22 protein-coding genes and 1 tRNA gene are annotated in these 25017 nt (G+C 67.6%); 8 read left to right on the top strand and 15 right to left on the bottom strand.

The genetic code is table 11. From position 1 onward, the window contains the following. Positions 1 to 143 precede the first annotated feature (143 nt). The 3 genes from HNR11_RS11340 (at position 144) to HNR11_RS11330 (ending at position 5244) form a co-directional block, all read left to right on the top strand. Complete coding sequence (locus tag HNR11_RS11340; protein ID WP_179442390.1) at positions 144 to 3182, top strand: DEAD/DEAH box helicase; 3039 nt, start codon at positions 144 to 146, stop codon at positions 3180 to 3182. Beyond that, positions 3175 to 4431, top strand: coding sequence for a hypothetical protein (locus HNR11_RS11335; protein ID WP_179442388.1), 1257 nt, complete (start codon positions 3175 to 3177; stop codon positions 4429 to 4431). Before HNR11_RS11340 ends, HNR11_RS11335 begins: the two co-directional genes overlap by 8 nt. Positions 4432 to 4509: 78 nt before the next feature. Continuing rightward, the gene (locus HNR11_RS11330; RefSeq protein WP_179442387.1) at positions 4510 to 5244 is read left to right on the top strand and encodes a glycosyltransferase; all 735 of its coding nucleotides are present in this window, start codon (positions 4510 to 4512) and stop codon (positions 5242 to 5244) included. Between the two features lie 153 nt (positions 5245 to 5397). Here HNR11_RS11330 and HNR11_RS11325 read toward each other — a convergent pair whose 3' ends face one another. From HNR11_RS11325 to HNR11_RS11310, 4 genes are all read right to left on the bottom strand, one after another. After that, positions 5398 to 5739 (bottom strand): RNA polymerase-binding protein RbpA, encoded by a 342-nt coding sequence (locus HNR11_RS11325; RefSeq protein ID WP_058889192.1) that lies wholly within the window; start codon positions 5737 to 5739, stop codon positions 5398 to 5400. A gap of 78 nt (positions 5740 to 5817) precedes the next feature. Continuing rightward, positions 5818 to 7071, bottom strand: coding sequence for an SPFH domain-containing protein (locus HNR11_RS11320; RefSeq protein WP_179442385.1), 1254 nt, complete (start codon positions 7069 to 7071; stop codon positions 5818 to 5820). Positions 7072 to 7110: 39 nt separating this feature from the next. After that, complete coding sequence (locus tag HNR11_RS11315) at positions 7111 to 7626, bottom strand: NfeD family protein (RefSeq protein ID WP_179442383.1); 516 nt, start codon at positions 7624 to 7626, stop codon at positions 7111 to 7113. A gap of 38 nt (positions 7627 to 7664) precedes the next feature. Beyond that, a complete protein-coding gene (locus HNR11_RS11310) occupies positions 7665 to 8606 on the bottom strand; it encodes a putative RNA methyltransferase (protein WP_179442381.1) in 942 nt (313 codons plus the stop codon). A 641-nt stretch (positions 8607 to 9247) separates the two neighbouring features. Here HNR11_RS11310 and HNR11_RS11305 point away from each other — a divergent pair. The 5 genes from HNR11_RS11305 to HNR11_RS11285 all read left to right on the top strand — a co-directional run bounded on the left by HNR11_RS11305 (position 9248) and on the right by HNR11_RS11285 (position 12965). Continuing rightward, on the top strand, positions 9248 to 9916 hold the full coding sequence (locus tag HNR11_RS11305; protein WP_179442379.1) for a cyclodeaminase/cyclohydrolase family protein: 669 nt from the start codon (positions 9248 to 9250) through the stop codon (positions 9914 to 9916). 59 nt (positions 9917 to 9975) lie between these two features. Next, positions 9976 to 10389: a DUF3054 domain-containing protein gene (locus HNR11_RS11300; protein WP_179442376.1), complete on the top strand. Its 414-nt coding sequence runs from the start codon at positions 9976 to 9978 to the stop codon at positions 10387 to 10389. A gap of 136 nt (positions 10390 to 10525) precedes the next feature. Then, complete coding sequence (locus HNR11_RS11295; protein WP_058889198.1) at positions 10526 to 11713, top strand: alcohol dehydrogenase catalytic domain-containing protein; 1188 nt, start codon at positions 10526 to 10528, stop codon at positions 11711 to 11713. 58 nt (positions 11714 to 11771) lie between these two features. After that, positions 11772 to 12662 (top strand): SDR family oxidoreductase, encoded by an 891-nt coding sequence (locus HNR11_RS11290; protein WP_179442374.1) that lies wholly within the window; start codon positions 11772 to 11774, stop codon positions 12660 to 12662. A 45-nt stretch (positions 12663 to 12707) separates the two neighbouring features. Next, entirely contained in the window at positions 12708 to 12965 is a 258-nt protein-coding gene (locus HNR11_RS11285) for a DUF7218 family protein (protein WP_179442372.1), read from the top strand. 99 nt (positions 12966 to 13064) lie between these two features. Here the strand turns inward: HNR11_RS11285 and HNR11_RS11280 are convergent, their stop codons facing one another. From HNR11_RS11280 to obgE, 11 genes are all read right to left on the bottom strand, one after another. After that, on the bottom strand, positions 13065 to 14744 hold the full coding sequence (locus tag HNR11_RS11280; RefSeq protein ID WP_058889201.1) for a catalase: 1680 nt from the start codon (positions 14742 to 14744) through the stop codon (positions 13065 to 13067). Positions 14745 to 14897: 153 nt separating this feature from the next. Continuing rightward, on the bottom strand, positions 14898 to 16496 hold the full coding sequence (locus tag HNR11_RS11275; RefSeq protein WP_179442370.1) for an NAD-dependent epimerase/dehydratase family protein: 1599 nt from the start codon (positions 16494 to 16496) through the stop codon (positions 14898 to 14900). Between the two features lie 64 nt (positions 16497 to 16560). Then, positions 16561 to 17550 carry an aldo/keto reductase gene (locus HNR11_RS11270; RefSeq protein ID WP_179442368.1) on the bottom strand — a complete coding sequence of 330 codons (990 nt, stop codon included), beginning with the start codon at positions 17548 to 17550 and terminating at the stop codon, positions 16561 to 16563. A gap of 170 nt (positions 17551 to 17720) precedes the next feature. After that, a tRNA-Ala gene (locus HNR11_RS11265) sits at positions 17721 to 17793 on the bottom strand. Positions 17794 to 17931: 138 nt separating this feature from the next. Beyond that, positions 17932 to 18303, bottom strand: a complete 372-nt coding sequence (rsfS, locus tag HNR11_RS11260; RefSeq protein ID WP_058889204.1) for a ribosome silencing factor — start codon at positions 18301 to 18303, stop codon at positions 17932 to 17934. Between the two features lie 11 nt (positions 18304 to 18314). After that, entirely contained in the window at positions 18315 to 19736 is a 1422-nt protein-coding gene (locus HNR11_RS11255; protein WP_179442366.1) for a hypothetical protein, read from the bottom strand. A gap of 127 nt (positions 19737 to 19863) precedes the next feature. Next, positions 19864 to 20514, bottom strand: a complete 651-nt coding sequence (gene nadD / locus HNR11_RS11250) for a nicotinate-nucleotide adenylyltransferase (RefSeq protein ID WP_281366241.1) — start codon at positions 20512 to 20514, stop codon at positions 19864 to 19866. A gap of 5 nt (positions 20515 to 20519) precedes the next feature. Next, positions 20520 to 20705, bottom strand: a complete 186-nt coding sequence (locus tag HNR11_RS11245; protein WP_179442363.1) for a hypothetical protein — start codon at positions 20703 to 20705, stop codon at positions 20520 to 20522. Between the two features lie 55 nt (positions 20706 to 20760). Continuing rightward, positions 20761 to 22143 (bottom strand): glutamate-5-semialdehyde dehydrogenase, encoded by a 1383-nt coding sequence (locus HNR11_RS11240; protein ID WP_179442361.1) that lies wholly within the window; start codon positions 22141 to 22143, stop codon positions 20761 to 20763. Positions 22144 to 22145: 2 nt separating this feature from the next. Continuing rightward, on the bottom strand, positions 22146 to 23300 hold the full coding sequence (gene proB, locus HNR11_RS11235) for a glutamate 5-kinase (protein ID WP_179442359.1): 1155 nt from the start codon (positions 23298 to 23300) through the stop codon (positions 22146 to 22148). Beyond that, complete coding sequence (gene obgE / locus HNR11_RS11230; protein WP_179442357.1) at positions 23297 to 24967, bottom strand: GTPase ObgE; 1671 nt, start codon at positions 24965 to 24967, stop codon at positions 23297 to 23299. Before obgE ends, proB begins: the two co-directional genes overlap by 4 nt. Positions 24968 to 25017 lie beyond the last annotated feature (50 nt).

The raw sequence follows: 25017 nt of genomic DNA, 5'->3' as shown, positions 1-25017 counted from the left end.
GCATCCCTTTGCCACATCCCCTGGCTTTGGACAGATATAGCGAGGGGACATGGCACAGCGATGCGACGGATCACGGGACAAGGCCCTGGCAGGCGCATGCGCCAGGTGAGAACCACCAGGCGGGGATGTCATAGGCTGGCACCATGAGTTCACCGGCCGAGCGCTACGCAGAGTCACGTCGACGAGCAGCAGAGGCCAAGAGTCACCTCGGGGCCTTCCGCCGGGCCCAGGCCTTCGACCTCGACGAGTTCCAGGTCCAGGCCTGTCAGCACCTGGAGGCCGGGCGTGCTGTGCTGGTCGCGGCACCCACCGGGGCAGGCAAGACGATCGTCGGCGAGTTCGCCGTGCACCTGGGACTCGCCAAGGGCACCAAGACCTTCTACACCACCCCGATCAAGGCGCTCTCGAACCAGAAGTATCAGGAGCTGGTGGAGGACCACGGGACCGAGAAGGTGGGGCTGCTCACCGGTGACACCTCGATCAACTCCGAGGCGCAGATCGTGGTGATGACCACCGAGGTGCTGCGCAACATGCTCTACCAGGACTCCGCGACGCTGCGTGATCTCGGCTACGTGGTCATGGATGAGGTCCACTACCTGGCCGACAGGTTCCGGGGCGCGGTCTGGGAGGAGGTCATCATCCACCTCCCGGAGCACGTGCAGGTCGTCGCGCTCTCGGCCACGGTCTCCAACGCCGAAGAGTTCGGCGCCTGGCTGGACACGGTGCGCGGGGAGACCTCCGTGGTGGTCTCCGAGCACCGTCCGGTGCCGCTGTGGCAGCACATGTTCGTCGAGAACCAGCTGCATGATCTGTTCATCTATGAAGAGGACGACGACGCGCCCACGCTGGTCAATCCCGACCTGCAGCGCCTGGCCCATCAGAGCCAGGGGCCCAGTTCGCGGCGCAGCGGCGGCCACCGCTCACGCGGCCGAGGCAGAGGTCCCGGTGCGGGTCCTGCACGCGGCGCAGGACGCGGCCGCTCAGGCGCCGGAGTGCGGCATGAGCTCAGCAGCAGCGCCTCCTCCAGCCGGGGCGGCTCCTCGAGCCGGAGTCGAGCCGGCTCCTCCGACGTCTCCGGGGTCTCGGGCTCCTCCGCAGGGCGCCCGCGGCTGAACCGTCCCAAGATGATCCGGGCCCTGGACCGTGACGGTCTGCTTCCCTGCATCGGCTTCATCTTCTCCCGGGTGGGCTGTGAAGCCGCCGTGGAGCAGTGCCTCAATGCCGGCATCGTGCTGACCACCCGTGAAGAGGCCGCCGAGATCACCTCCCGGGTGGAGCAGATGGGCTGGGACCTCCCGGCCGAGGATCTCTCCATCCTGGGATTCGAAAGCTTCCGTGAGGCGCTGATCAACGGGGTCGCCGCACACCACGCGGGGATGCTGCCCCCGTTCAAGGAGCTCGTGGAGCAGCTCTATGCGGAGGGTCTGCTCAAAGTGGTCTTCGCCACCGAGACCCTTGCGCTGGGGATCAACATGCCGGCCCGCACCGTGGTGCTGGAGAAGCTGGACAAGTTCAACGGCGAATCCCACGTCGACGTCACCCCGGGGGAGTACACCCAGCTCACCGGTCGTGCCGGCCGGCGCGGAATCGACGTGGAGGGCCACGCCGTCGTCGTCTGGCAGCCCGGCATGGATCCGCGTCAGGTGGCGGGGCTGGCGTCGAAGCGGACCTACCCGCTGAACTCCAGCTTCAAGCCTTCCTACAACATGGCGGTGAACCTCACGGCGCAGTTCGGCCGACGCCGGGCGCGCACCATCCTGGAATCCTCCTTCGCGCAGTTCCAGGCTGACCGTTCGGTGGTCGGGGTCGCCCGGGACGTGGCGAAGCGTGAGTCCTCCATGGCCGGATACGAGGAGGCGATGGCGTGTCACCTCGGAGACTTCCGAGAATACGCCGCGCTGCGTCGGCGTCTGAACGAGGCGGAGAAGGACCAGGCCAAGGCGCGGCACCGGCAGCGACGCCGCGAGATCATCCGGGTCCTGGCCGCACTGCAGCCCGGTGACGTCATCGAAGTTGGCGGCAAGCGCGGCTTCGGGGACTCTCTGGTGGTCCACAGCGCCCCGGAGCACGACCCTCGCCCCGGGGTGATCACCGCCGACGGCAAGTTCCGCAACATCACCGCCGAGGACTTCGCCCAGCCCCCGGAGGTGATCGCCAGCATCCGGCTCCCGCGCAAGCCGCAGGTGAAGGTGCCCAAGGTCCGCAGGGACCTGGCCTCCTCGATGCGGGCCGCGCTGCACGAGCGGGTGCCGCCGCGCCCGAATGCGCCCGCCCCGGGATTCGGGTTCCGCGCCGAGGACTCCGAGTCCGAGTCGCTGGAGCAGCTGCAGAACGCCTTGCAGCGCCACCCCTGTCACGGCTGCAGCGAACGTGAGGACCACGCCCGCTGGGCCGAGCGCGCCTGGAAGCTGCAGCGCGAGATCGATCAGCTGAAGCTGAAGATCGACCGCCGCACCGGCTCCATCGCGAAGACCTTCGACCGGGTCTGCGGGGTCCTCCACGAGCTCGGCCATATGGAGGCCGTGGACCCGGAACTGATGCCCCACGTCCCGCCGGAGAACTCCGCCGCCGTGACCGCTCCGGACCCTGCGCTGCAACGCCCTGGATTCACCGCCGAGCAGTGGTTCGCCACCGAGTTCGCCGTGACAGACCGCGGGCAGCAGCTGCGCCGGATCTACGGGGAGCGAGACCTGTTCACCGGTCTGTTGATGGAACGCGGGGTGCTCTCCGGGCTCACCGCGCAGGAGCTGGCAGCGTTCGTCACCGTGCTGGTCTACCAGGCCAAACGCGAGGACGAAGGCGCCATGCCGGTGATGCCGACCAAGCGCCTGGGCCAGGCCGCGCAGACCGGGATTGAGGTTCACGCTGAACTTGAAGCCCTGGAGAAGCGGCATCATCTGGAGCCCACGGCGGCCCCGGAGATGGGTCTGGTGCTGCCCATGTATGCCTGGGCCGGAGGCAAGAGCCTGCGCAGCTCCTTGGACGACTCGCCCCTGGCGGCAGGTGACTTCGTGCGCTGGACCAAACAGTGCATCGACACCTTGGACCAGATGAGCAAGATTCCACACACCCCGGCGAAGCTCTCGGCGCGCTGCGCCGAGGCCGTGCAGCTGATCGGCAGGGGAGTGGTGGCATACTCCTCGGTGGCCTATCAGAACCTGGAGGAACCAACTGATGACTAGCACCAGTGCCGCCCACCCGCCGCGGCTGCTGACCAACGGCACGATCCATTCCCCCTCCGAGCCCTACGCAGACGCGATGCTGGTCGAGGACGGGCTGATCGCCTGGGTAGGTTCCGATGAGACCGCCGCAGAGCGCAGGGAGCCCGACCTGGTCATCCACGATCTGGACCGCGCCCTGGTCACCCCGGCCTTCGTCGGCTGGGTCGAGCTCACAGCTTCTGACGCCGTGGATCCCGCTGCACCTGGTTCCGCCGAGCACACGCCCTGGTCGGAGCGGGTCACCGCTGCCCTCGACGAGGCGGCAGCGCAGGGCTGCGGCGCCGTCCGGCTCAGCGTCGAGCTCTCCAGCTCCGCGCTGAGCGACGCCGACGCGGCCCAGGAATCGCTGAATGCCGCTTTCCGCGCAGCCGCCGAGCATGGGGTGCGCGCCTACCCGGTGCTCGCGCTGACCGGCCTGGATGAGCTGAGCGTGGCAGACCGGCTCGATGCAGTGCGGGCCTCGAGCGAGCTGCTGCGGACCGTGGACGCGATCCTCGACCGCCCAGCCGCGCTGGAGCTGCCCGCTGAGGAGATCTTGGAGCAGCTGCTGGGCATCCGGCTCGCAGCCGCTCAGGCCCAGCGTCAGCTGATTCTGCGGGTGGATCAGGACACCACCGCGTCGACCGTGGTGACCGCGCTGGTGGACACCACCGCCGAGATGCGCTCCAAGCGGCAGAGCCCGCCAGGGGGGCTGCCCACCGTGCTGCATGGCTTCGACTCGGCGTCGCGGGAGGACTGGGAGTTGCTGCTGAACACCGGAGCCCAGGTGGTGCTGCGCGGAGCAGGACACCTGGCCACGGCGCTGAGCGTCGGTGTGCCGGTCAGCGCCGTCGCCGAGGCCGGGCAGAGCCCCTGGTCCACCGTCAGCGCCCACGTCCACCACCCCAGCGACCCGGTCTCGGTGCGGGCAGGCTTCAACGCGCAGACGCGCGGGGCGTACCGGTCTCTGCCCGAGTCCAGCGGCACGCCAGTGACCTCCGCGCAGCTGGATCCAGGCGCACGGGCAAGCTACGCGATCTGGGAGGTGGACTCACTGGCGGTGCAGACCCCAGACTCGCGCACCGCGGCGTGGAGCACCGACGTCCGGGCGCGCACCCCGCTGCTGCCCTACCTCGACGGGCAGAGCCTGCCACGGCTGATCTCCACCGTGATCGACGGGGTCGAGGTCGCCCCTTCGGACCCCCGCGCCGAGCCTGCTTCCCGGAGATGAGCTCCAGCGCATGACCGTAGACTGTGCCCGACCCACTGCCACCATCTCCACAACCCCCAGAAGGACGCGAAGCAACTCGTGAAGATCCTGACGATCATCCCCACCTATGACGAGATCGACGCCCTTCCCGGCACCGTCTCGCGTCTGCGAGCGGCAGTGCCGGACTCAGACGTGCTCATCGTCGATGACAACAGTCCCGACGGCACCGGTGAGTTCGCCGAGGAGCTCAGCGCTGAGGATCCACAGATCAATGTGCTGCACCGCACCGCCAAGAACGGGCTCGGCGGTGCCTATATCGCGGGGTTCGGCTGGGGACTCGAGCGCGGCTACGACGTGTTGGTCGAACTCGACGCCGATGGGTCGCATCAGCCCGAACAGCTGCCGAAGCTGCTTGCAAAGATCGACGAGGCGGACCTGGTCATCGGCTCACGCTGGGTGCCCGGCGGATCGGTGGTGAACTGGCCGCTGCACCGGATCGCGATCTCGCGGGCCGGCAGCCTCTACTCGCGGACCATGCTGGGACTCAAGGTCCGCGACATCACCGCCGGGTTCCGGGCCTTCCGCCGCTCAGTGCTCGAAGAGATCGACCTGAGCAGCATCGAATCAGTGGGCTACGGCTTCCAGGTGGACATGACATTCCGGGTGGCCGGGATGGGCAAGACCATCGCAGAGGTGCCGATCACCTTCGTGGAGCGCACCCAGGGGGTCTCCAAGATGAGCTCGAACATCGTGGTCGAGGCCATGGTCAACGTCACCCGCTGGGGACTGAGTGCACGAGCCCGCACCTTGGCCCAGAAGCTGCGCCAGCGCTGAGCCTGCGCGCGGCCCATCCGAGCACGGGGATGAGCCGAGCCCGCGCGTGCCCACCGGAAATACGAGGACGGCGTCCCTCTCACGTGGGGAGAGACGCCGTCCTTGTGTGGTCAGCAGGGTGTGCTGCTGAACCGGCTGGTGCACTGAGTCGAGTCAGGCGGCTTCGCCGCGGCGCTCCTTGAGCAGCTTGAGCCGATCCTGCAGGATCACTTCGAGGTCCTCCGTGGAACGACGCTCCAGCAGCATGTCCCAGTGCGTCCTGACCGGCTTCTCCGGCTCCGCCTCGGGCCGGTCGACGTCGACGCGCAGACCTTCCTTGCCGGTGGGGGAGACCCAGGTGGCGGGGACGTCGGCCTCGGCGGAGAACATCACCCGCATCCGCTCGCCGTCCTCAGTGAGGTACTCGATCTCCTGACGGGGCGCAGGCTCAACGCCCTGTTCCGTTTCCATGGACTGCGCACCAAGGCGCATTCCGCGCAGACTGCGATCGCTCATCGATTTTCCTCCAGTGTGATGGGCAGAGTCATTCTCGGTGTACAACTCTAAAGCACCGCCGAGATATTCCCACCTTGCTCAGCGCTGCGGATCCTCCATCGGCTCAGGCTGCTGCTGGAAGACCGGCTGCTCGGTGAGCTCTGCCTCCTGCGTCGGGGCGACTGCAGTGTCCTGCGCGGGAGCGTCGGTGCGTGACTCGGCGACCTGTGCATTGCCGACCCGCGCCTTGCGGGCCTCCTGCTCGATCTCCTGGCGACTGGTGTAGTGCGGGTTCTCGTCGGTCACCGAGGTGCTGCGAGCAGACTCGGCCATATCCGCGATGGCAGAAGAGATGGACGGCTTGCCCTGATTCTGCTCGGACTCCCGGGCCTTCTCCAGCCGACGCTGCTTCAGCCGCTCCGATCGGGCTGCCCGTTCGGACTCGCGATCTTCCAGGCTGATGCCGGATGCGGCGGCGGACTCCGGCCCTCCGAAGGCCCCTGCGAGGTTCTTCAGCGCATCGCCGAACTCGCCCGGGATCATCCACATGGTGTTGGACTCGGACTTCGCGATCTCGGGAAGGATCTGCAGGTACTGGTAGGAGAGCAGCTCCGGGCCGGGCTCGGAGTCGTGGACCGCGTTGAACACGGTCTCGATAGCCTGTGCTTCGGCGTTGGCGCCCAGGATCCTGGCCTGCGCATCGCCCTCGGCGGCGAGGATGGAGGCCTGACGCTCACCTTCAGCGGTGAGGATCGCGGCCTGCTTGGTGCCCTCGGCGGTGAGGATCGCGGCGCGGCGCTCCCGCTCGGCGCGCATCTGCTTCTCCATGGAGTCCTGGATGGAGTGCGGCGGCTCGATGGCCTTGAGCTCGACTCGGGCGACCCGGATGCCCCAGCGCCCGGTGACCTTGTCCAGCTCCCCGCGGAGCTGCCCGTTGATCCGATCACGCGAGGTCAGAGCCTCTTCCAGGTTCAGCCCACCGACCACGTTACGCAGCGTCGTGGTGGTCAGCTGCTCCACCGCGATGATGTAGTTCTGGATCTCGTAGGTGGCGGCCTTGGGATCGGTGATCTGGAAGTAGACCACGGTGTCGATGGAGACCACCAGGTTGTCCTCGGTGATCACCGGCTGGGGCGGGAAGGAGACGACCTGTTCGCGCATGTCCAGCATCGGCAGCAGCCGGTCGATGAAGGGGACCAACAGGGTGAGTCCCGGGCCCTGCGTGCGCTGGTACTTGCCCAGGCGCTCGATCAGTCCGGCGCGGGCCTGCGGCACGATCCGCACGCTGCGCGCGATGATGATCACCACCAGGGCTACCAGGACCAGGAGGACTACAAGTGCAGTGACTTCCATGACGTTCCGTTCTCTATCAGTGGCGCGCCTGAAGGTCTCTCAGGCGCCTTCCGAACGGGGAGTGTTGGGCCCAGAGATGTCGGGTCCCGGCTCATCCCAGTTGATCTCGCGGCTGGGCCGCAGGTAGACGATGGCGCCTTCCACGGACTCGACGACGGCGTCCATTCCGGGCTCGATCCGCAGGCCTCCGGTGGTGCGCGCGGTCCAGGTGTCGCCGTCGACCTCGGCCAGGCCGGCGTCGCCGGTGATGGCCTCCAGGGCATGGGCCTCCATGCCGGTCATCCGGTCGATGTTGGTGAGCTGGTTCGCCGGGCCCTTCTTCAGGTGCTTCAGTGCGATCGGCCGGACGGCACCGAGCATCAGCAGCGCCGTGGCGCAGCCCACGAGCACCTGCAGCCAGGGCTCGCCACCGGCAAGGGCCACGGTGGTGGCTGCTCCGGCGCCGACGGCGAGCATCAGGAAGAGCAGATCGAGGGTGATGGCTTCGAGGACCAGCAGTCCCAGCGCCAGTGCCAGCCAGGGCGCCCAGAGGTTATCGCCGAACCATTCGATCATCTCAGCTCCTCATCAGCCCATACACGCGTGACTTCAGACTATCTGCGCCACAGGCTCACGTCGAGGTCGATGGTGACATGTGACACGCCAGCATCCGCAAGCTGCTTGCGCAGGGCGCCGAGGTCGAGATGATGCCCGGCGGGACCCATGAAGACCAGATCGGCGGCGAGACCGGCATCGACCGGGACTGTCGCCTTGACCTGGGCGTTCAGTTCCGCCACGCCAAAGGCTGGTGCCATCTGCTCCGCGAGCTGGCGCAGCTTCTCGCCCTGGACCTTGAGCATGCCCGCCGAGCGGAGCTGCCCGAGGTGCGCGTCACCGGGGGTCACCACCACTGCCAGTCCACCCGGGCGAAGAACTCTGGCGTACTCGGCCACGTTGCGCGGGGCAAAGACGTCCAGGAGCAGGTCCACGGCATCCGAGGCCAGGGGGAGCGGCTGCCAGAGGTCCCAGGCCAGCGCGAGCGTTCGCCGGTGGCGGGCCGCCCGCTTGAGTCCCGCCACAGAGAGGTCCAGCGCGATGCCTCGGGATGCGGGGGAGGAATCGAGCAGCTGGTGCAGGTAGTGTCCGGTGCCGGCGCCGCAGTCCAGGAAGATCGCTGGATCGGAGGTGTGCGTGGTCTCAGCCGGGACAGCGGGATCAGTGCGGCTCCGCGCGGCGGTGTGCTCGCCCAGGATCTGGGTCAGCTCTGTGCTCAGTGCGTCGAAGACTCCGGCGTTCTGGACCCGTTCCCGGGCCATGATCATCTGCGCGGAGTCGGGCGTGAAGCGTGTCCCGCGCCCGGAGAGCAAGTTGACATAACCCTGACGTGCCGCATCGAAGCGGTGACCAGCGGGGCAGCTGAGGGCCTGTAGGGCGCGGGGTGAGGATTTCTGCTGCTGCGGCTCAGTCCGGGGTGAGTGTCCCGGGGCGTCAGGTGCCCGCACCAGGTCCATCGGCGCGGCGCAGGAGGGACAGATCAAGGGCCAGGGTGAGGTCACAGGTTCCAGGCTATCGCTCCGACTCGGTCGGCTCAGTGCCGTTAGGCCGTTCCTGAATATCCAGCGTTCGTGTGTCACCTTCAGCGTTGACCTGAGTGCCTGGATAAACCAACCGGCAGTCAGGCGCCGCAAGAACTCCGCCACGTATATAATGCGCCGATAATCTACATTATGTCAGGTTGCCCTTCTGGGCCCTGGTTCCCCGCTCGGACTGGCACCGGACCCGTCGCCGGTGAACGATGGCCGCTAAGGGCAGCGCTGCCAGCGAAATCAGCACCGGCCACACTGACGAGACTGCTTGGCCCGAGCCCGCGCGAAACACTCCAGCGATGCCCAGACTGAGCGCCACCAGCGACAGGACGACGCCGATGATGATGATTGATCTCGTGGACATCGCAGGGACCTCAGCCCGGCCCGGCGAGGACTGGGGCGCGAGGGACGTCATGCTCCGCGGCCTCGGGCCTCGCGTGGGCAGGCGCAATCTCCACGGTTTAATCCGTGTCTGCGGGAACTATATCTATTTCACTGTTGCAGTTTAATGACTCCGAGTAAAGCCGCCTATCCCCTCCGATGTGACGGATTTCAGCCGCCGCGTCGTCCGGGGCGTTTGGTTCCTCGGATTTCTAGGACACACTGGGCCCATGTCTGAGACTGAAGCGATCACCACCCATCGTTCCACGGTCGCCAAGTGGACCCACGGGTTGTCCCAGGCCACCGGCTCCCCCGGCGGCGGGGCCGGAGCCGGGGTGATGCTGGCCATCGCCGCGTCGCTGACCTCCATGGTGGCCGGATACACCGAGCCTGATGCGCAGTGCGCGGACAGGCTCAGCGCCATCCTCGCGCAAGCCCAGGACCGTCGGGGGACCGCGCTCCAGCTGGCCGACGACGACGCGACCGCCTCCCAGGCCTTCGGCGCGGCCTTCAAGGTGGATCCAGGACCAGAGCGCGAGGAGGCGATCCGGGAGGCCGCCATCGGCGCTGCGCAGTCCTCGGCGGAGCTCGGTGACCACGCGGTATCTGCCATCGAGGATCTGGCCTGGCTGGCAGAGCACGGCAAGCAGGCGCTGATCGCCGACGTCGTCGTCGCCTTCGGTGCGCTGCGTGCCGCCGTCGCCGGTGCTCGGACCAATGCCAGCTTCGACCTGGCCACCCTGAAGTCCTCCGGCTCCACGCTGGAGCAGATCCAGGCCTCACACCCCAGGCTCTGGGCCAGCGTGCAGGACCTGACGGCCGCGATCGAGCGCATCGACGCCTGCACCGCCTCGATCGATGACCGCGCTGCCCCGACAGATCCCGCGGGCACGTCCTAGACCAGATCCCGCAGGCACGTCCTAGACCAGATCCCGCAGGCGCGACCTAGACTCGGCACATGCGCTCCCCCTCTCAGCAGATGACACCCCGGCATCGGGGTCAGCTCGCACTCCCCTGGCTGCTGCTGGCCCTGGACGCGCTCCTGGTGGTGGGCTTCGCCGCGCTGGGCAATCGGTCCCACGAGACCGGGCTCGGGCTGGGCGATGTGCTGGGGACCGCCGCACCGTTTCTTCTGGGACTGCTGATCAGCTCGCTCGCCGTGCGGTTCTGGAGAGCCCCCTCCAGGCTCTGGCCGGACGCCGTCGTCGTGATCCTGGGCACCGTGGTCCTGGGCATGGCAGGCCGGGTCCTGGCCGGCGGCGGAGGCGCCGAATTCTCCTTCGTCCTTGTCGCGCTGGGCGTGCTCGGCGCGCTGCTCACCGGCCGGCGTGTGCTCACCAGGCTGATCGGCCGCCTCGGCACCGGGCGATGAGGTCAACATTCGGCTGGTGTTCAGCTCACTCTCAGCTGCGAGCCGATAGCGTAGAGCCTGTAAGGGTGATGACGGAATTGATGCATGACATCTCTTTCGAGTACGCCTCGCAGCAGAACTTCTGAGGAGACGCGACGTGAAAGCAGTGACATGGCAGGGCCACCACAAGGTAAGTGTCGAGACAGTGCCGGATCCGACGATTCAGCAGGCCAATGACGCGATCATCGAAGTCACCTCCACCGCCATCTGCGGCTCCGACCTGCACCTCTACGAGGTGCTCGGACCGTTCATGACTCCCGGCGATATCCTGGGTCACGAGCCGATGGGACGGGTGGTCGAGGCGGGCCCCGACTCCAACCTGACCGCCGGTGACCGGGTGGTCATCCCGTTCCAGATCTCCTGCGGCAGCTGCTACATGTGCCAGCGTGGACTGCAGACCCAGTGTGAGGTTACGCAGGTCCGCGAACAGGGCATGGGAGCCGCGCTCTACGGCTTCTCCGCGATGTACGGGGCGGTTCCCGGGGGCCAGGCCGAGTACCTGCGGGTCCCCCACGCCGACTACAGCCCGATCAAGGTGGGCAATGAGCTTCCCGACCATCGCTACCTCTTCCTCTCCGATGTCATCCCCACCGCCTGGCAGGGTGTGGCCTACACCGGGCTGCAGCGCGGAGACAGCATCGCGATCATCGGGCTCGGCCCGATCGGCCAGTTCGCCGCACGCATCGCCAAGCATCAGGGCATGAAGGTCTACGCGATCGATCCTGTGGCCGAGCGCCGCGAGATGGCAGCCCGCCATGGCGTGATGGTCTTCGACACCGGCGAGGAGTCGATCAGCCAGATCCGTGAAGCCACCGGCGGGCGAGGCCCCGACGGGGTGGTGGACGCGGTAGGCATGGAGGCCCACGGCTCCCCCATCGCCAAGGCGGCTCAGATCTCGGCCCAGTTCCTGCCCGACGCCGCAGGCAAGGCCATGATGCAGACCGTCGGGGTGGACCGCCTGGCAGCCCTGTACTCCGCGATCGAACTGGTGCGCCGCGGCGGCACCATCTCACTGAGCGGGGTCTACGGCGGTGCCGCCAGCCCGCTGCCACTGATCACCATGTTCGACAAGCAGATCACGGTGAAGATGGGCCAGGCCAATGTGAAGAACTGGGTGGATCAGATCCTGCCGCTGGTCGAGGATCCCGCCGATCCCTTGGGTGTGGACGACTTCATCACGCACACCGTGGCGCTCGGCGAGGCTCCCGGTGCCTACGAGATGTTCCAGAAGAAGGAGGACGGCTGCATCAAGGTCGTCCTGGATCCCACGAAGTCAGCAGTCTGAACGACATCAGCAGGCCCGCCGACCCTGGGTCGGACCGATCACTCGAAGGGATGAAGGCATGACGACGAACCCCTACACCCAGCAGGACCCGCGCACGAAGTACCGGCACAGCGACCTCCCCGAGCAGGAACAGTCCGATCAGCCAGGACTGACCGGGGCGACCGGCCCGGATCCCGACCACGGAGAATCCAGCTGGGTTGGTCACGGCCGGCTCACTGGCCGCAGGACCCTGATCACCGGCGGTGATTCCGGCATCGGCCGCGCCGTCGCCATCGCGTTCGCCCGGGAGGGCTCGGACATCGCCATCGCCTACCTCCCTGAGGAGGAAGAGGATGCCCAGACCACCGCTCAGCACGTGCGCGAGGCTGGACGGATCTGTGCGACCTACCCGGTGGACATCACGGAGGAGGACAGCGCCGTGGGCATCGTGCGCAGAGCCGTGGAGGACCTCGGCGGGATCGATGTGCTGATCCTCAACGCTGCCTACCAGCGGGCCCGCGACGGCATCGACGTGACGCCCACAGCGGAGGTGCGCAAGGTCTTCGAGACCAACCTGATCGCCCACATCGTGGTGACCCGGGAGGCGGTGCCGCACCTGTCGCCAGGGGCCTCGATCATCGTGACCACCTCCATCCAGGCCGTGGAGCCCAAGGCCCCGCTCTTCGACTACGCGATGTCCAAGGCCGCTCAGGTGGCCTTCATCGAGTCGATGGCCGCAGAGCTCGCGGAGAAGGGGATCCGCGTCAACGGTGTGGCACCGGGACCGATCTGGACTCCCCTGATCCCGGCCACCGGATTCGACGGCGTCGCGAAGTTCGGGCAGGACACTCCCCTGGGCCGACCAGGGCAGCCGGCGGAACTCGCCGGGGCCTACGTCTACCTCGCCAGCGAAGAGGCCTCCTACGTCTCGGGCTCTGTGATCCCGGTGACCGGCGGCAAGGGCTTCTGAGCTGGACTGACGTCCCCCGACCACACCGAGGAAGGAACCACCGCCATGGCACGCTCCAGCGTGAAGGATGAAGAGCTCTACGAACGCCTCCGCGAGGAGGGCAACTCCAAGGAGAAGTCCGCTCGGATCGCCAACGCCGCTGCCAGAGAAGGTCGCAGCAGCGAGGGCGAGAAGGGCGGGGAGGCGCCGAACTACGAGGACCGGACGGTCGCGCAGCTGCAGGAGCGCGCCAAGGAGCTCGGTCTCACCGGCTACTCCGAGATGAACAAGGATCAGCTGATCGACGCGCTGCGCAACCACTGAGGCGGCAGCTGCCGAAGAGCACTGAGACAGTGATGGCCGGGACCCCCGCGGGGGTCCCGGCCATCACTGGTTCAACCAGGGTTCAGCGGCGCTGAGGAATCAGCTGCTGTAGCTGGGGCTTCCCAGCTTGCCGGCCAGCACGTCTTCCCCGGAGGCCTGACGGTTCTCCACGGAAGCCGTCCAGGTGCCCCACGCCTCGGGATCAATGGTGTCCCCGTTGTTGCCGAGGTTGGCCAGGCGCTGCTGCTCCTCCTCGGTGAGGTTCTGCACGGCCAGCGGCTTCAGATGCTTGACATCTTCCACGGTGAGGCCGATGTTCTTCGCGATCCGCTGACCGTAGTCGTCGTGGATCATGAAGAAGTGCCACACGATGCGCTCCTGCACGTCGCGCTCGGACTGCTCCAGCATCCCGGTGAGCACGTTGATCAGCTCATCGCGCTCCCAGTCCATCATGGTGTTGTAGCGGCCACGAGCCTGCAGATAATCGTTGCGGCGATCCAGGTTCTCCCGGACCACCTTCCCGCCGACGGCGGGCGCGTTCTGCGGCTGGTGCTCAGGTGACTCGTGCAGCCCATTGTGGATGGACGGCTCGTAGTTCACGTGCGGGTTCTGCTCGGGGTGCACATCGTTGCCGAAGGACATCAGTCCGCCGCGCTGGTGGGTGTAGACCCGGCCATCGCGACCCTTGGGCTGGTTGACCGGCAGCTGCAGGTAGTTCGGGCCCACCCGGTAGCGCTGGGCGTCCGAGTAGGAGAACGTGCGTCCCACCAGCATCTTGTCGTCGGAGAAGTCCAGGCCGTCGACGAGCACACCGGTGCCCATCGCGATCTGCTCGTTCTCGTTGTGGTGATCCCCCACGTTGCGGTTCAGCGTCATGACGCCGATCTTGCGCAGCGGGAACTGATCCTCGGGCCAGATCTTGGTGTCATCCAGCGGGTCCCAGCCGAGCTCGGGGTGGTCATGGTCTTCCATGATCTGCACGTGGACGTCCCACTGCGGGAAGTCACCGCGCTCGATGGCCTCGAAGAGGTCCTTCGAGGCGTGTCCGAGGTCCTGTCCCTGGACCTTGGCGGACTCTGCCTCGGTCATGGAGGCGACGCCGGCGCGGGGGTGGAAGTGGTACTTCACCAGGACGGTCTCGCCCTCGGCGTTGACCATCTTGTAGGTGTTCACACCGAAGCCCTCCATGTGGCGGTACGTCGCCGGGATGCCTCGGGGGCTGAAGAGGTGGGTGAGCATGTGCATGGACTCAGGAGTCTGACCCATGAAGTCCAGGATCCGGTTGGGCTCCTGGCGGAAGGTGATCGGATCCGGCTTCAGCGAGTGGATCACGTCGGGGAACTTGATCGCATCGCGGATGAAGAACACCGGCAGGTTGTTGCCCACGAGGTCCCAGTTGCCATCCTCGGTGTAGAACTTCACGGCGAAGCCGCGAGGGTCACGGGCCGACTCAGAGGAGTCCCGGCCGCCGATGACGGTGGAGAAACGGATGGCGAGGTCGGTCTTCTTGCCAGCCTCCTGGAAGAGCTTGGCGCGGGTGTACTTCGACGCCGGCTCGTCGCCGATCATGCCGGTGGCCTCGAACTCGCCGTAGGCGACGAAGCCACGGGCATGGACCACGCGCTCCGGGATGCGCTCCCGGTCGAAGTGACTGATCTTCTCGAGGAACTGGTAGTTCTCCAGCGTGGCAGGTCCGCGGTTTCCCACGGTGCGCTGGTTCTGGTTATTGGTGACAGGGTGGCCCTGTCGAGTGGTCAGGATCGGATCGGTCTGTGCCAATTCGGTCTCCTCTTCGCTGCAGCCAGGACCCGCACGTCGGATGGACGCAGGAGTGCTCTGACGTGCCCGGCTCGTGCTGAGCGGGCTTGTGGGGTGGACCCTCCGAGCTTAGCAAGATCGAGAAGTTATTACGAGTAGTTCATAACTAGGCGTTCAGCGTGTCTTCTCGAAGGTGCCGCGGTCCTTTCGGAAGGCCCGGCGGCGCGCATAGGCGTGGACGCTCTGGAGCTGTTCACGCTGGCGCTCGGCGTCCTCGATGAGATCCTGAAACACCTGCGCGTGGACTCCGAGTGCTTCGGCGTGGTCCTTCATGACCTTCCAGCCGTGGAGCTTGCCGGTCACTCCGGTGATCATCATCTCAGCCTCGACCACGAGCGTGGAGGGAGAGCGCCCGCCGGGCAGCCGGCCATTGGGCTTGAGTCGCCCGACCCGCTCCCCCAGCCAGGCAATGGTGGTGGAGCCCGGTGGCGTGGCAAAGCCCTGCCGCCGGATCAGCTCGATGAGGAACCCGCGTTCCCGCCGGACCGCTTCCGCCACCTCCGAGATCTCAGGGAAGACCGGTGTGTCCACGTAGTCCCCAGCCATGCGCCCGATTCGGTTCGTCCCGGCAGTGGCCCCGGCGAGATGGTCGGCCAGGTATTGGCGCAGCAGCAGCGCATCGACCTCGCCTCCCAGGGTGTGATCGGCCGTAGGCAGCTCCGGCCGGCCCGAGGCGTCGAGGTCCCGGGGTCGCAGCGGCACAGAGGCGGTCCCCACGCCGGACGCCATGCCCTCGAGGAGTTCCTCCAGCGCCTGCGCTCCGGAATACCGGGGCGTCCACTGCAACTCGTTCCTGGCGCGCGAGCTGTCCATCACCGGGACGTGCAGACCCATGTCCAACCAGCCTTCATCCGTGGGAAGGATCCGGGCACGGTGCGCGGCCTTGATCAGCGGACGCAGCGCCGCCCCGGGCAGGGGAAGCTTCACCCCTGGACTCGTCCCTCCGGAGACGATCTTGGCGATGGCGTCACCGTCGAGCAGATCCTCAGCACAGATGTTGAAAGCCCCCTGAGCCCCGAGGATCGCTGCCTGCGCATAGGCGGCGGCGAGGTCGTCTGCGTGCACCGCCTGGACCCGAATCCCGGCAGGCACTGGCACCACCGGGGGCCGGATGAGGTTGAGCAGCTGCACCGGTGCCAGCTCACCGGCGAAGTAGCGCTGGATCTCTGACCCCGCCTCGCGCTGAAAGACCAGCCCGGGGCGCAGCCGGGCGAGCGAGAAGCCCGGATGCTCGCGCAGGAACTCGTCCATGACCTGCTCCTGCGCCACTTTGTCTTCGCTGTAGTGGGACCCAGGAATCCCTTGGGTGGGCCACTGCTCATCGTGGGCGGTGTCGTCTCCGGCCGGAGAATAGACCCCGACCGAAGATGCGACGACGGCTTGGCGGACACCCGCCCGGGCAGCCGCCTGAAGCACGTGCCGGGTCCCATCGACGTTGACTCGACGCAGCAGGCTGCGCTGCGTGTTCGGTTGGATCAGCCAGGCCAGGTGGATCACCGCATCCACGCCGGAGAGCGCGCTGGCAAGATCCGGGATGACATCGCTGTACTGGATGTCGGCGCGGTGCCACTGGGTCTGTGCGTAGGGGGCCGTGTCGGTGTCCGGCAGGCGCCGCGCGATCCCCAGCACGCTGTCCACCTCGGGCCGATCGTTGAGGTGCCGCAGCACCGCTGTTCCAACATTCCCCGTGGCTCCGATGACGGCGATGCGCATGAATCCTCCTGCTCGGTGGTGCCTGGTTGGGGGGGGTCTCAGTGCCGGGCGTGTTCCCTGATACTCACCAGCGGTCGTGGACCGAGGGCGCGATCTCATCGGCGTAGAGCTTCCGCACGGCGGATCGGAAGTCATCTGAGAGCTGGGGAGCTCCCCCGGCCTCAGCATTGCCTCGTGCCTGGTCGGCATTCCGGGCGCCGGGGATGACCGTGCTCACGCCCGCGGACTGGATGACCCAGGCCAGCGCCGCCGTCGTCGGCTTCAGGCCCTCCTGCTCGGCCAGCTCGGAGAACTGCGCCGCCGCCTCGACGCCGGTGGCAAAGTCGACGCCGGAGAAGGTCTCTCCCACGTCGAAGGCCTCACCGGCGCGGTTGTAGCTGCGATGATCGGTAGCTTCGAAAGTGGTGTCCTTGGTGTAGCGACCGCTGAGCAGTCCGCTCGCCAGCGGCACGCGAGCGATGATGCCCACCCCGGCTTCCTGGGCCGCTGGCAGCACCTTCTCCAGCGGCTTCTGCCGGAATGCGTTGAGGATGATCTGCACCGTGGCCACATTCGGCCGGGCGATGGCACTCAGCGCCTGCTCCACGGTCTCCACGCTGACGCCATAGTGCGCGATGGCGCCTGATTCCACCAATGCGTCCAGGCGGTCGAAGACCGCGTCTGAGGCGTAGACGTCGTCGTCGGGACAGTGCAGCTGCACCAGGTCCAGGGTGTCGACTCCGAGGTTCTTCCGGGAGCGGTCGATCCAGGCCTGGAAGTTCTCGGCGGTGGCGTGCGCCAGGCTGGGCTCCTCGGCGCGGCGGATCATCTTGGTGGCGACCAGACCCTGCCACTCCGGGTTCTTCGCAAGCCAGCTCCCGATGAGCTGCTCGCTGAGGCCGTCGCCGTAGACGTCTGCGGTGTCGAAGACGGTGACGCCGTGTTCGGCGGCAGCGTCCATGACCGCGAAGGCGTCGGATTCCTCGACCCGGCCGAAGTCGCCGCCGAACTGCCAGGTGCCGAGGCCGACGGTGGACACTTCACGGCCGGTGCGGCCGAGGACACGATGCTGCATGGGAGAACCTCCGAGGTCAGATGTGACGGTCGACTCAAGCCTACCCCTGACCACCAGGCGTGCCAGCGGAAGACGCACCTGACTTCCCCGGCGTCCACGAAGCTCACGTGGAAGCACTCCGCATACAAAGAAGGCCCGAAGTCCTGGTGGACTCCGGGCCAACTGATCTGTGGAGGTAAGGGGACTCGAACCCCTGACCTTCCGCATGCCATGCGGACGCGCTACCAGCTGCGCCATACCCCCAGATCATCACCGCGACTCAGCATCTGCGCCGCGGCAACTCCCCTACTCTACTGTGAATCCGAATCGCTGTGCAAATCGAGATCCCAGTGCCGTGGAGTCACCGCGACAACTCGCTGACTTGGGGCGATGCGAGTTGCTCTACTGCTCAGCGGGCAGCTGCAGGTCGACCTTGGCCACGTCGGCGTAGAGCCTGTCGAGGCCATAGACGGCGCGCTCCTCCTCGTGCTGGACGTGGACGACCATGTGACCGTAGTCCAGCAGCACCCAGGTGCCGCTGCCTCGGCCTTCTCGGCGCAGCGGTGAGGAGTCGTGCTGCTCTTTGAGCTGGCGCTCCACCTCATCGACGATGGCGCCGATCTGCCGTTCGGAGGGCGCCGAGCAGACCAGGAAGGCATCGGTGATGCCGAGTCGCTCTCCCACATCCAACCCGACGATGTTCGTCGCGAGTTTATCCGCCGCAGCGGAGGCCGCGGTGCGGAGTTCAGAGAGCACAAGTTCGGTGATAGCCATGACGTCCAAGCTTAGAGGATGAATGAGAGTACGACACCGAGTGCGATGACCAGCAGCACGGCGAGAATGATCACGAGCCAGCCCATCATGGACTGACGCGCTCCCTGGCGGGTGCTGTGCTCGACCATGGCGTCGATCTCGAGGCCATGGGCGCCCCGCGCCTGGATCGGTTCGATGGAGCCGGTCGCGTAGTCACTGGGCTCAGCGGTCTCGTCGGACTCCATATGGGCCCGGAGCGCCTTGCGGGTGATCACCTCGGACTCCGGTCGCAGACGACGACGGCGCTCCTTGGCGTCTCGATCTGCTGCGACCTGTTCCTTGCGCAGCCGCTCCTGATTGGCCTGCATGGCTCTGGCCGCCAGCGCCTGCTGCTTCTTCAGCAGCTCGGGGTCCACCCGGTGCGGATCATCCGCGGCGGCGACGGCCTCGTTGATCTCCTGCAGTTCCGCAAGCTTGTCCGCGGAGAGCTCCGCGATGTTCTCGGTGACCTGCAGACCGCGGCGGGACTTCCGGGATGCGGGGACCGGCGCCTCGTCCTGATCATCGAGATCGGTACCAGGGAGGTCCTGAGGCCGGGGCTGCGCGGGCTGCGATGCAGGGGATCCAGGCTCGACCGTGGCGGCCGCGTCGACCTCGGCGCCTTCTGCGGGACCCTCGGTGGCTTCTGCGGGGTCTTCGTCCTCGGTGGGTTCCGCCGAGAGTTCATCCTCGGCGGGGTCGGTCTCCGCACGGTCCTCCGGACCCTCGATCTCCTCGCTGCCGAAGAATTCCGCGGGCTCCGCCTGCCCACCCTCGAGGACCTCCTCTGAGGTGCCGCCCGGCTCAGACCCGGTGGCGGGTTCGGTTGCTGCGTCCTCGGACCCCTGCTCAGAGGTCTCGGCGAGCAATGCGGAGCCCGCGGGCAGGGCCGGCTCGGTGGGCACGGCAGGCTCGGAGGCGGGGGGCGTGGGCAGGCTGAAGCCCCAGGGGCCTGGTGCGCCGGGGCCGGGGCCGGAGGTGGATTCCGAGCCGGTGGTGAAGGTGGGAACCGAGCTGGACTCGGCATCGGTCTGCGCCTCGGCGTCAGCCTCTGAGTCAGCGTCTGTTTCTGAGTCGGCCTCTGAGTCTGCCTCGCCCCCGCCGTCGGCCGCAGAGTCAGGCTCGCCCTCGGGGTCAGCCACTTCGGGGTCATCCTCAGTCCCCGACCCCTCAACCGTCCCGGACTCCTCCGGCGCCGACGTCGTCGCAGAGTCCTCCGCAGCCGGGGACTCCTCGGCCGTCATGGAATCGACCGGAGCATCGGTCGGCGCTTCCTGGGCCTGCGTGGGGCGCGGCTCATCGGCAATCCCGGCCTCGCGACGGCGGCGCAGCTCCTTGCGTGAGACCGGAAGATAGCGGGCGCGCAGATCTGCACCACCTGGCGCGTCGTTCGGCTCGGTGTTCTCTGCGGTCATCGTGCAGCCTCCTGAAGTCCCTGGTCAGACAGTTGCGTCTGAGGCGGAACATTGCCCTTGATCAAATTGGTCTCGACTCTGGAGCACCGGAATCCATCGTATGCCGAGGCGTGAGCGCGCGAAGCACTCAACGCGCGGGCTCAGCTGAATCTGCCTGGTACAGCCGGTGCTTGGCGATGTACTGCACCACGCCGTCGGGCACCAGGTACCAGACCGGCTTCTCAGCCCGGACCCGTTCCCGGCAGTCGGTGGAGGAGATGGCCATCGCCGGGATCTCCATGAGTGAGATCTCGTTGGTGCGCCCGAAGTCTTCGGAGATATAGCCGGGGCGGGTCACCGAGACGAAGTGCGCGAGCTCCCAGAGCTCATCGACGTTCTTCCAGGACATGATCTGCGCCATGGCGTCGGCACCGGTGATGAAGAACAGCTCGGCATCCGGATACATCCTGCGGAAGTCTCGCAGCGTGTCGATGGTGTAGGTCGCTCCCCCGCGGTCGATGTCTACCCGGGAGACGGTGAAGCGGGGGTTCGCCGCGGTGGCGACCACGGTGAGCAGGTAGCGGTGCTCGGCGGGTGCGACTTCGCGCCCCGCCTTCTGCCACGGCTGACCGGTGGGCACGAAGATGACCTCGTCGAGCGCGAACTCAGTGGCGACCTCGCTGGCCGCGACCAGGTGTCCGTGGTGGATGGGGTCGAAGGTGCCACCCATGATGCCCAGTCGCAGCCGACCGGATCGGCGCTCTGAGGTTGCCGCGACGTGCGGGTGACGCTGCTCCAAGAGGGTCAGTGATCGCTGTGCGGCTCGGCGGGCAGCTGGCGGCCCTTGCCGGCGAAGCTCAGGGTGATCAGCAGCAGGAACATCAGCAGTGCGAACATGATCAGCCCGTACCAGATCGCGTCGATGGGCAGTGGGCTGGCTTCATGGGCCTCAGCCCCCAGGACCGTGGCGATGACGTGCAGGTTGAGCATGCTTCTCCCTCATCTGGGACGAACGTGAATTGATCGGTCAACAGTCTACGCGGAATCAGGCGCGGACCTGGCCCTCGCCGCGCACGACCCACTTGGTGGTGGTCAGCTCGGCCATGCCCATCGGACCGCGGGCATGCATCTTCTGCGTGGAGATCCCGACCTCGGCGCCGAGACCGAACTGCCCGCCGTCGGTGAAGCGGGTGGAGGCGTTGACGATCACCGCTGCCGCATCGATCTCCGCGACGAACCGGTCGGCGTTGGAGACCGAGTCGGTGACGATCGCCTCGGTGTGTCCGGTGGAGAAGCGGGTGATGTGCTCGATGGCCTCGTCGAGGGAGTCCACCACTGCCACCGCGATCTCGAGATCGTGATATTCGGTGGCGAAGTCTTCCTCGGTGACCTCGGTGACCGTGCCGAACTTCACCGGATCCTCGGTGAGGCTCTCGGGCTGAGTTGCTGGCAGCCATTCCCGCGCCCTGGCGTCGAGGTGCAGGTTCACGCCGCTTCGCAGCAGTCCGCGCAGCACCTCCTGGCCGGCGTCGGCGGCCTGGGCATGAAGCAGCAGGGTCTCGGCCGCGTTGCACACGCTGGGCCGGGAGGTCTTGGCGTTGACCACGATGTTGCGCGCGGTCTCGGCATCGGCGTCGGCGTCGATGTAGATGTGCACATTGCCCTCGCCGGTCTCGATGACCGGGACCCGGGAGTTCTGCACCACGTGCTGGATCAGCTCGTGGCCGCCGCGCGGGATGAGCACGTCCACCGAGCCGCGCTGGGTCATCAGCGCGGTCGCGCCCTCGCGTCCGAAGCCGTCGATCGATTGAACCGCGTCCACCGGCACCGCAGTGGTGCGCAGCGCGTCGCGGATGATCGCCAGCAGCATCTCGTTGGTCTTCTGTGCAGCGGAACCACCGCGCAGGATGACGGCGTTGCCGGACTTCAGTCCCAGCGCGGCGATGTCCACGGTCACGTTGGGACGGGCCTCGTAGATCACACCCATGACACCGAGCGGGACGCTGACCTGGGTCAGGCGCAGCCCGTTGGGCAGCGTGCGACCCTGGAGCACTCGTCCCACGGGGTCATCGAGGCCGATGATCTCCTCCACGGAGGCGGCGAGGGCCTCGATGCGATCCTGGCTCAGCGCCAGTCGATCCAGCAGGGAACGACTGAGTCCGGCTTCACGGCCACGATCCAGGTCCTCCTGGTTCGCCTCGGTCAGCGACGCGATGGACTCGCGCAGGCCCGAGGCCACCGCGGCCAAGGTCCGGTCCTTGTGCTCACGGTCCAGCCCACGCAGGCCCCGGGAGGCGTCCCGGGCGCGCGCGGCGACCTCCCGGATCCCGGCCGCGGTCTCCGCGGAGGAATCCGCAGCGGGGTCCGGCTTGCTCTGCTCGGCGGACGCTTCGGTGGCGGTGCTTTCGGTCTGCTGATCTTCTGCCATGTTCACAGCCTAGTCTCGATGCGGACGATGTCATCTGCGTGGATCACTGCACGTTCATATTCCGGCCCCAGCTCAGTGCCCAGCTCGGCGGTGGAACGACCGAGCATCTGTGGCAGCTCGGTGGACGAGTAGCCGACCAGTCCCCGGGCCCGCACGGCGCCGCTGCGGTCGGTGATCTCCACCGGGTCCGAGGCCTCAAAGTCACCGCTGAGCGAGAGGATCCCGGCCGGCAGGAGCGAGCGGCGGCCCTCGACGACGGCGGCGACCGCCCCGTCGTCGATGCTCAGCCGGCCCTTGGGGTGGGCCAGGTGGGCGATCCAGGCGGACCGGGCGCCGCGGCGTCGTCCTCTGGCTTCGAAGAAGGTGCCCACCTGCTCGCCGTGGAAGAGTCTGCGGGCGTTCGGGGCCGAGGTCAGCAGGGCCGGGATGCCGCTGGAGGCGACGATCTGGGCGGCTTCCACCTTGGTGACCATGCCTCCGGTGCCGACCCCGGCCTTCCCACGGCGACCCAGGGTCACCCCGGTGAGGTCCGCTGGGCCGGAGACGTGCGCCACCGGTGCACCACCTTGATCCGGGGGACCATCGTAGAGCGCGTCCACATCGGAGAGCAGGATCAAGGCGTCCGCGCGCAGCAGGTTCGCGGTCAGCGCGGCGAGCCTGTCATTGTCGCCGAACCGGATCTCATGGGTGGCCACCGCGTCGTTCTCGTTGACCACCGGCACGGCGCCGAGGCTGAGCAGCTTCTCCAGGGTGCGCAGCGCATTGGTGTACTGGGTGCGCCGCATCAGGTCCTCCACGGTCAGCAGCACCTGGGAGACCGTGGTCTGGTACTGCGCGAAGGCACGCGTGTAGTGCGCCAGCAGCAGTCCCTGCCCGACGGCAGCCGCCGCCTGCTGGGTGGCAAGGTCGGCGGGCCTGATGCCCAGCCCCAGCGGGGCCAGTCCCGCGGCGATCGCACCGGAGGAGACCAGGACCACCTCGGTGCCGCGTTCGCGCAGCACCTGGAGGTCGGCGACCAGCCGGTTCAGCGCGTCCACCGAGATCCCCCCGTCAAGGGTGGTCAGCGAGGAGGACCCGATCTTCACGACCACACGGCGGGCGTCGACCAGGTCGCCCCGGGAGGCGACCATCGATTCGGTCAGCCGGGGCGTGCTCATCGCCTCTCGGCCTCCTCCTGGTCAGCGCCGAAGCCCTCGTCCTGGAGATCATCCGGGTTGCCGTGCGGGTAGAAGATCTCCACCCCGTCCTCATCGGTGACGCTGGTCGGCGCCCCGTCGTCCTTGCGTTTGGTGGGCGCGCCGTTCTGGGTGCGGTACTCCACGTCCATCTCCGCGCGGGTCGCGGCCTTCGCGGCGCGACGGTCTGCCTGCTCCTGCTTCTTCTCCGCGCGAGTGGGCCGGGAGTGATCGTCCAGGCGCAGGTCGGTGCCGCGCGGGCCGCCCAGGTGTTCGGCGCCGGCAGCCATGGTGGGCTCCCAGTCGAAGACCACGCCGTCAGCCTCGGAGCCGATGACCACCGCATCGCCAGGCTTGGCGCCCTGCTTGAAGAGCTCATCCTCGATGCCCACCGCGACCAGGCGGTCGGCCAGGTAGCCCACGGCCTCGTCGTTGCCGAAGTCGGTCTGCAGGATCCAGCGCTCGGGCTTGTCACCGCGCACGCGCCACAGCGGCTCCCCGCCCTTGGACTCCGCGGTGATGGTGAACTGCTTGCGGTTCACTGCCCGCGGCCGCACCGTGACCGGCACCGGTGCGGGTTCGATCTCGCGCTGGGCGCGCGCCTGCAGCACCAGCTCGGCCATGGCGAAGCCCAGGTCACGCAGGCCCTCGCGGTTCAGCGCGGAGACATCGAAGACCCGATAGCCGCGCGCCGTGAGATCGGCCCGCACCATCTCAGCCATCGCCGCCCCGTCGGGGAGATCTGTCTTGTTCAGCGCGATCAGCCGGGGACGCTCGTTCAGCGGGACCGCGTTCGAGGAGGCGTCCTCGGTGCCACCGGCACCTTCGACCTTGTCCGGGGCGTAGGCGGCGAGCTCGGCCTCGATGGCATCGAGGTCGCCCAGCGGGTCACGATCGGTCTCCAGGGAGGCGCAGTCGAGCACGTGGACCAGGGCGGCGCAGCGTTCCACATGGCGCAGGAACTCGTGTCCCAGGCCCCGGCCCTCGGCGGCTCCGGGGATCAGCCCGGGCACATCGGCCACGGTGAACCGGGTCTCGCCGGCCTGGACGACTCCCAGGTTCGGCACCAGGGTGGTGAACGGGTAGTCCGCGATCTTCGGCCGCGCGGCGCTCATCGCCGCGATCAGGCTCGACTTGCCCGCAGAGGGGAAGCCGACCAGGGCGATGTCCGCGACGGACTTCAGCTCCAGGACGACGTCGTTGGCCTCACCCGGGGTGCCCAGCAGCGCGAAGCCGGGGGCCTTGCGCTTCTTCGAGGCGAGCGAGGCGTTGCCCAGCCCGCCCTGACCGCCTTCAGCGATCGTGAACCGTGCGCCGGGCTCGACGAGGTCGGCCAGGACACGGCCCTCGCGATCCTTCACCACGGTCCCCTCGGGCACCGGGAGCTCCAGCACCGGTCCACGGGTGCCGTGCCTGAGGTCACCCTGGCCCACTCCCCCGTTCTCGCCATGGCGATGCGGGCGGTGGTGGTACTCCAGCAGCGTGGTGGTCTGCGGGTCCACCACCAGGACCACGGAGCCGCCGTCGCCGCCGTTGCCGCCGTCCGGGCCGCCGAGCGGCTTGAACTTCTCGCGGTGCACGGAGACGCAGCCGTGGCCACCGTTACCGCCTGTGGTGTGGAGGACCACTCGGTCGACGAAATGTGCCATGGCGGGAGACTCCTTGAAGAAAATTCTGACTTAAGACAAGTCGAGGGTGG

This window comes from Nesterenkonia sandarakina, from assembly GCF_013410215.1.
GTDB classification, from domain to species: Bacteria; Actinomycetota; Actinomycetes; order Actinomycetales; family Micrococcaceae; genus Nesterenkonia; species Nesterenkonia sandarakina.
This window is presented reverse-complemented; position numbering and strand designations above follow the sequence as displayed.

Bases quoted from the DNA above. Each gene is read 5' to 3' on its own strand.
- HNR11_RS11240 (WP_179442361.1), bottom strand. From the start codon at position 22,143: ATGGCAGAAGATCAGCAGACCGAAAGCACCGCCACCGAAGCGTCCGCC.
- HNR11_RS11290 (WP_179442374.1), top strand. From the start codon at position 11,772: ATGACGACGAACCCCTACACCCAGCAGGACCCGCGCACGAAGTACCGG.
- obgE (WP_179442357.1), bottom strand. From the start codon at position 24,967: ATGGCACATTTCGTCGACCGAGTGGTCCTCCACACCACAGGCGGTAAC.
- HNR11_RS11300 (WP_179442376.1), top strand. From the start codon at position 9,976: ATGCGCTCCCCCTCTCAGCAGATGACACCCCGGCATCGGGGTCAGCTC.
- HNR11_RS11285 (WP_179442372.1), top strand. From the start codon at position 12,708: ATGGCACGCTCCAGCGTGAAGGATGAAGAGCTCTACGAACGCCTCCGC.
- HNR11_RS11305 (WP_179442379.1), top strand. From the start codon at position 9,248: ATGTCTGAGACTGAAGCGATCACCACCCATCGTTCCACGGTCGCCAAG.
- HNR11_RS11320 (WP_179442385.1), bottom strand. From the start codon at position 7,071: ATGGAAGTCACTGCACTTGTAGTCCTCCTGGTCCTGGTAGCCCTGGTG.
- HNR11_RS11335 (WP_179442388.1), top strand. From the start codon at position 3,175: ATGACTAGCACCAGTGCCGCCCACCCGCCGCGGCTGCTGACCAACGGC.
- HNR11_RS11275 (WP_179442370.1), bottom strand. From the start codon at position 16,496: ATGCGCATCGCCGTCATCGGAGCCACGGGGAATGTTGGAACAGCGGTG.
- HNR11_RS11325 (WP_058889192.1), bottom strand. From the start codon at position 5,739: ATGAGCGATCGCAGTCTGCGCGGAATGCGCCTTGGTGCGCAGTCCATG.
- HNR11_RS11255 (WP_179442366.1), bottom strand. From the start codon at position 19,736: ATGACCGCAGAGAACACCGAGCCGAACGACGCGCCAGGTGGTGCAGAT.
- proB (WP_179442359.1), bottom strand. From the start codon at position 23,300: ATGAGCACGCCCCGGCTGACCGAATCGATGGTCGCCTCCCGGGGCGAC.
- HNR11_RS11315 (WP_179442383.1), bottom strand. From the start codon at position 7,626: ATGATCGAATGGTTCGGCGATAACCTCTGGGCGCCCTGGCTGGCACTG.
- HNR11_RS11340 (WP_179442390.1), top strand. From the start codon at position 144: ATGAGTTCACCGGCCGAGCGCTACGCAGAGTCACGTCGACGAGCAGCA.
- HNR11_RS11245 (WP_179442363.1), bottom strand. From the start codon at position 20,705: ATGCTCAACCTGCACGTCATCGCCACGGTCCTGGGGGCTGAGGCCCAT.
- rsfS (WP_058889204.1), bottom strand. From the start codon at position 18,303: ATGGCTATCACCGAACTTGTGCTCTCTGAACTCCGCACCGCGGCCTCC.
- HNR11_RS11270 (WP_179442368.1), bottom strand. From the start codon at position 17,550: ATGCAGCATCGTGTCCTCGGCCGCACCGGCCGTGAAGTGTCCACCGTC.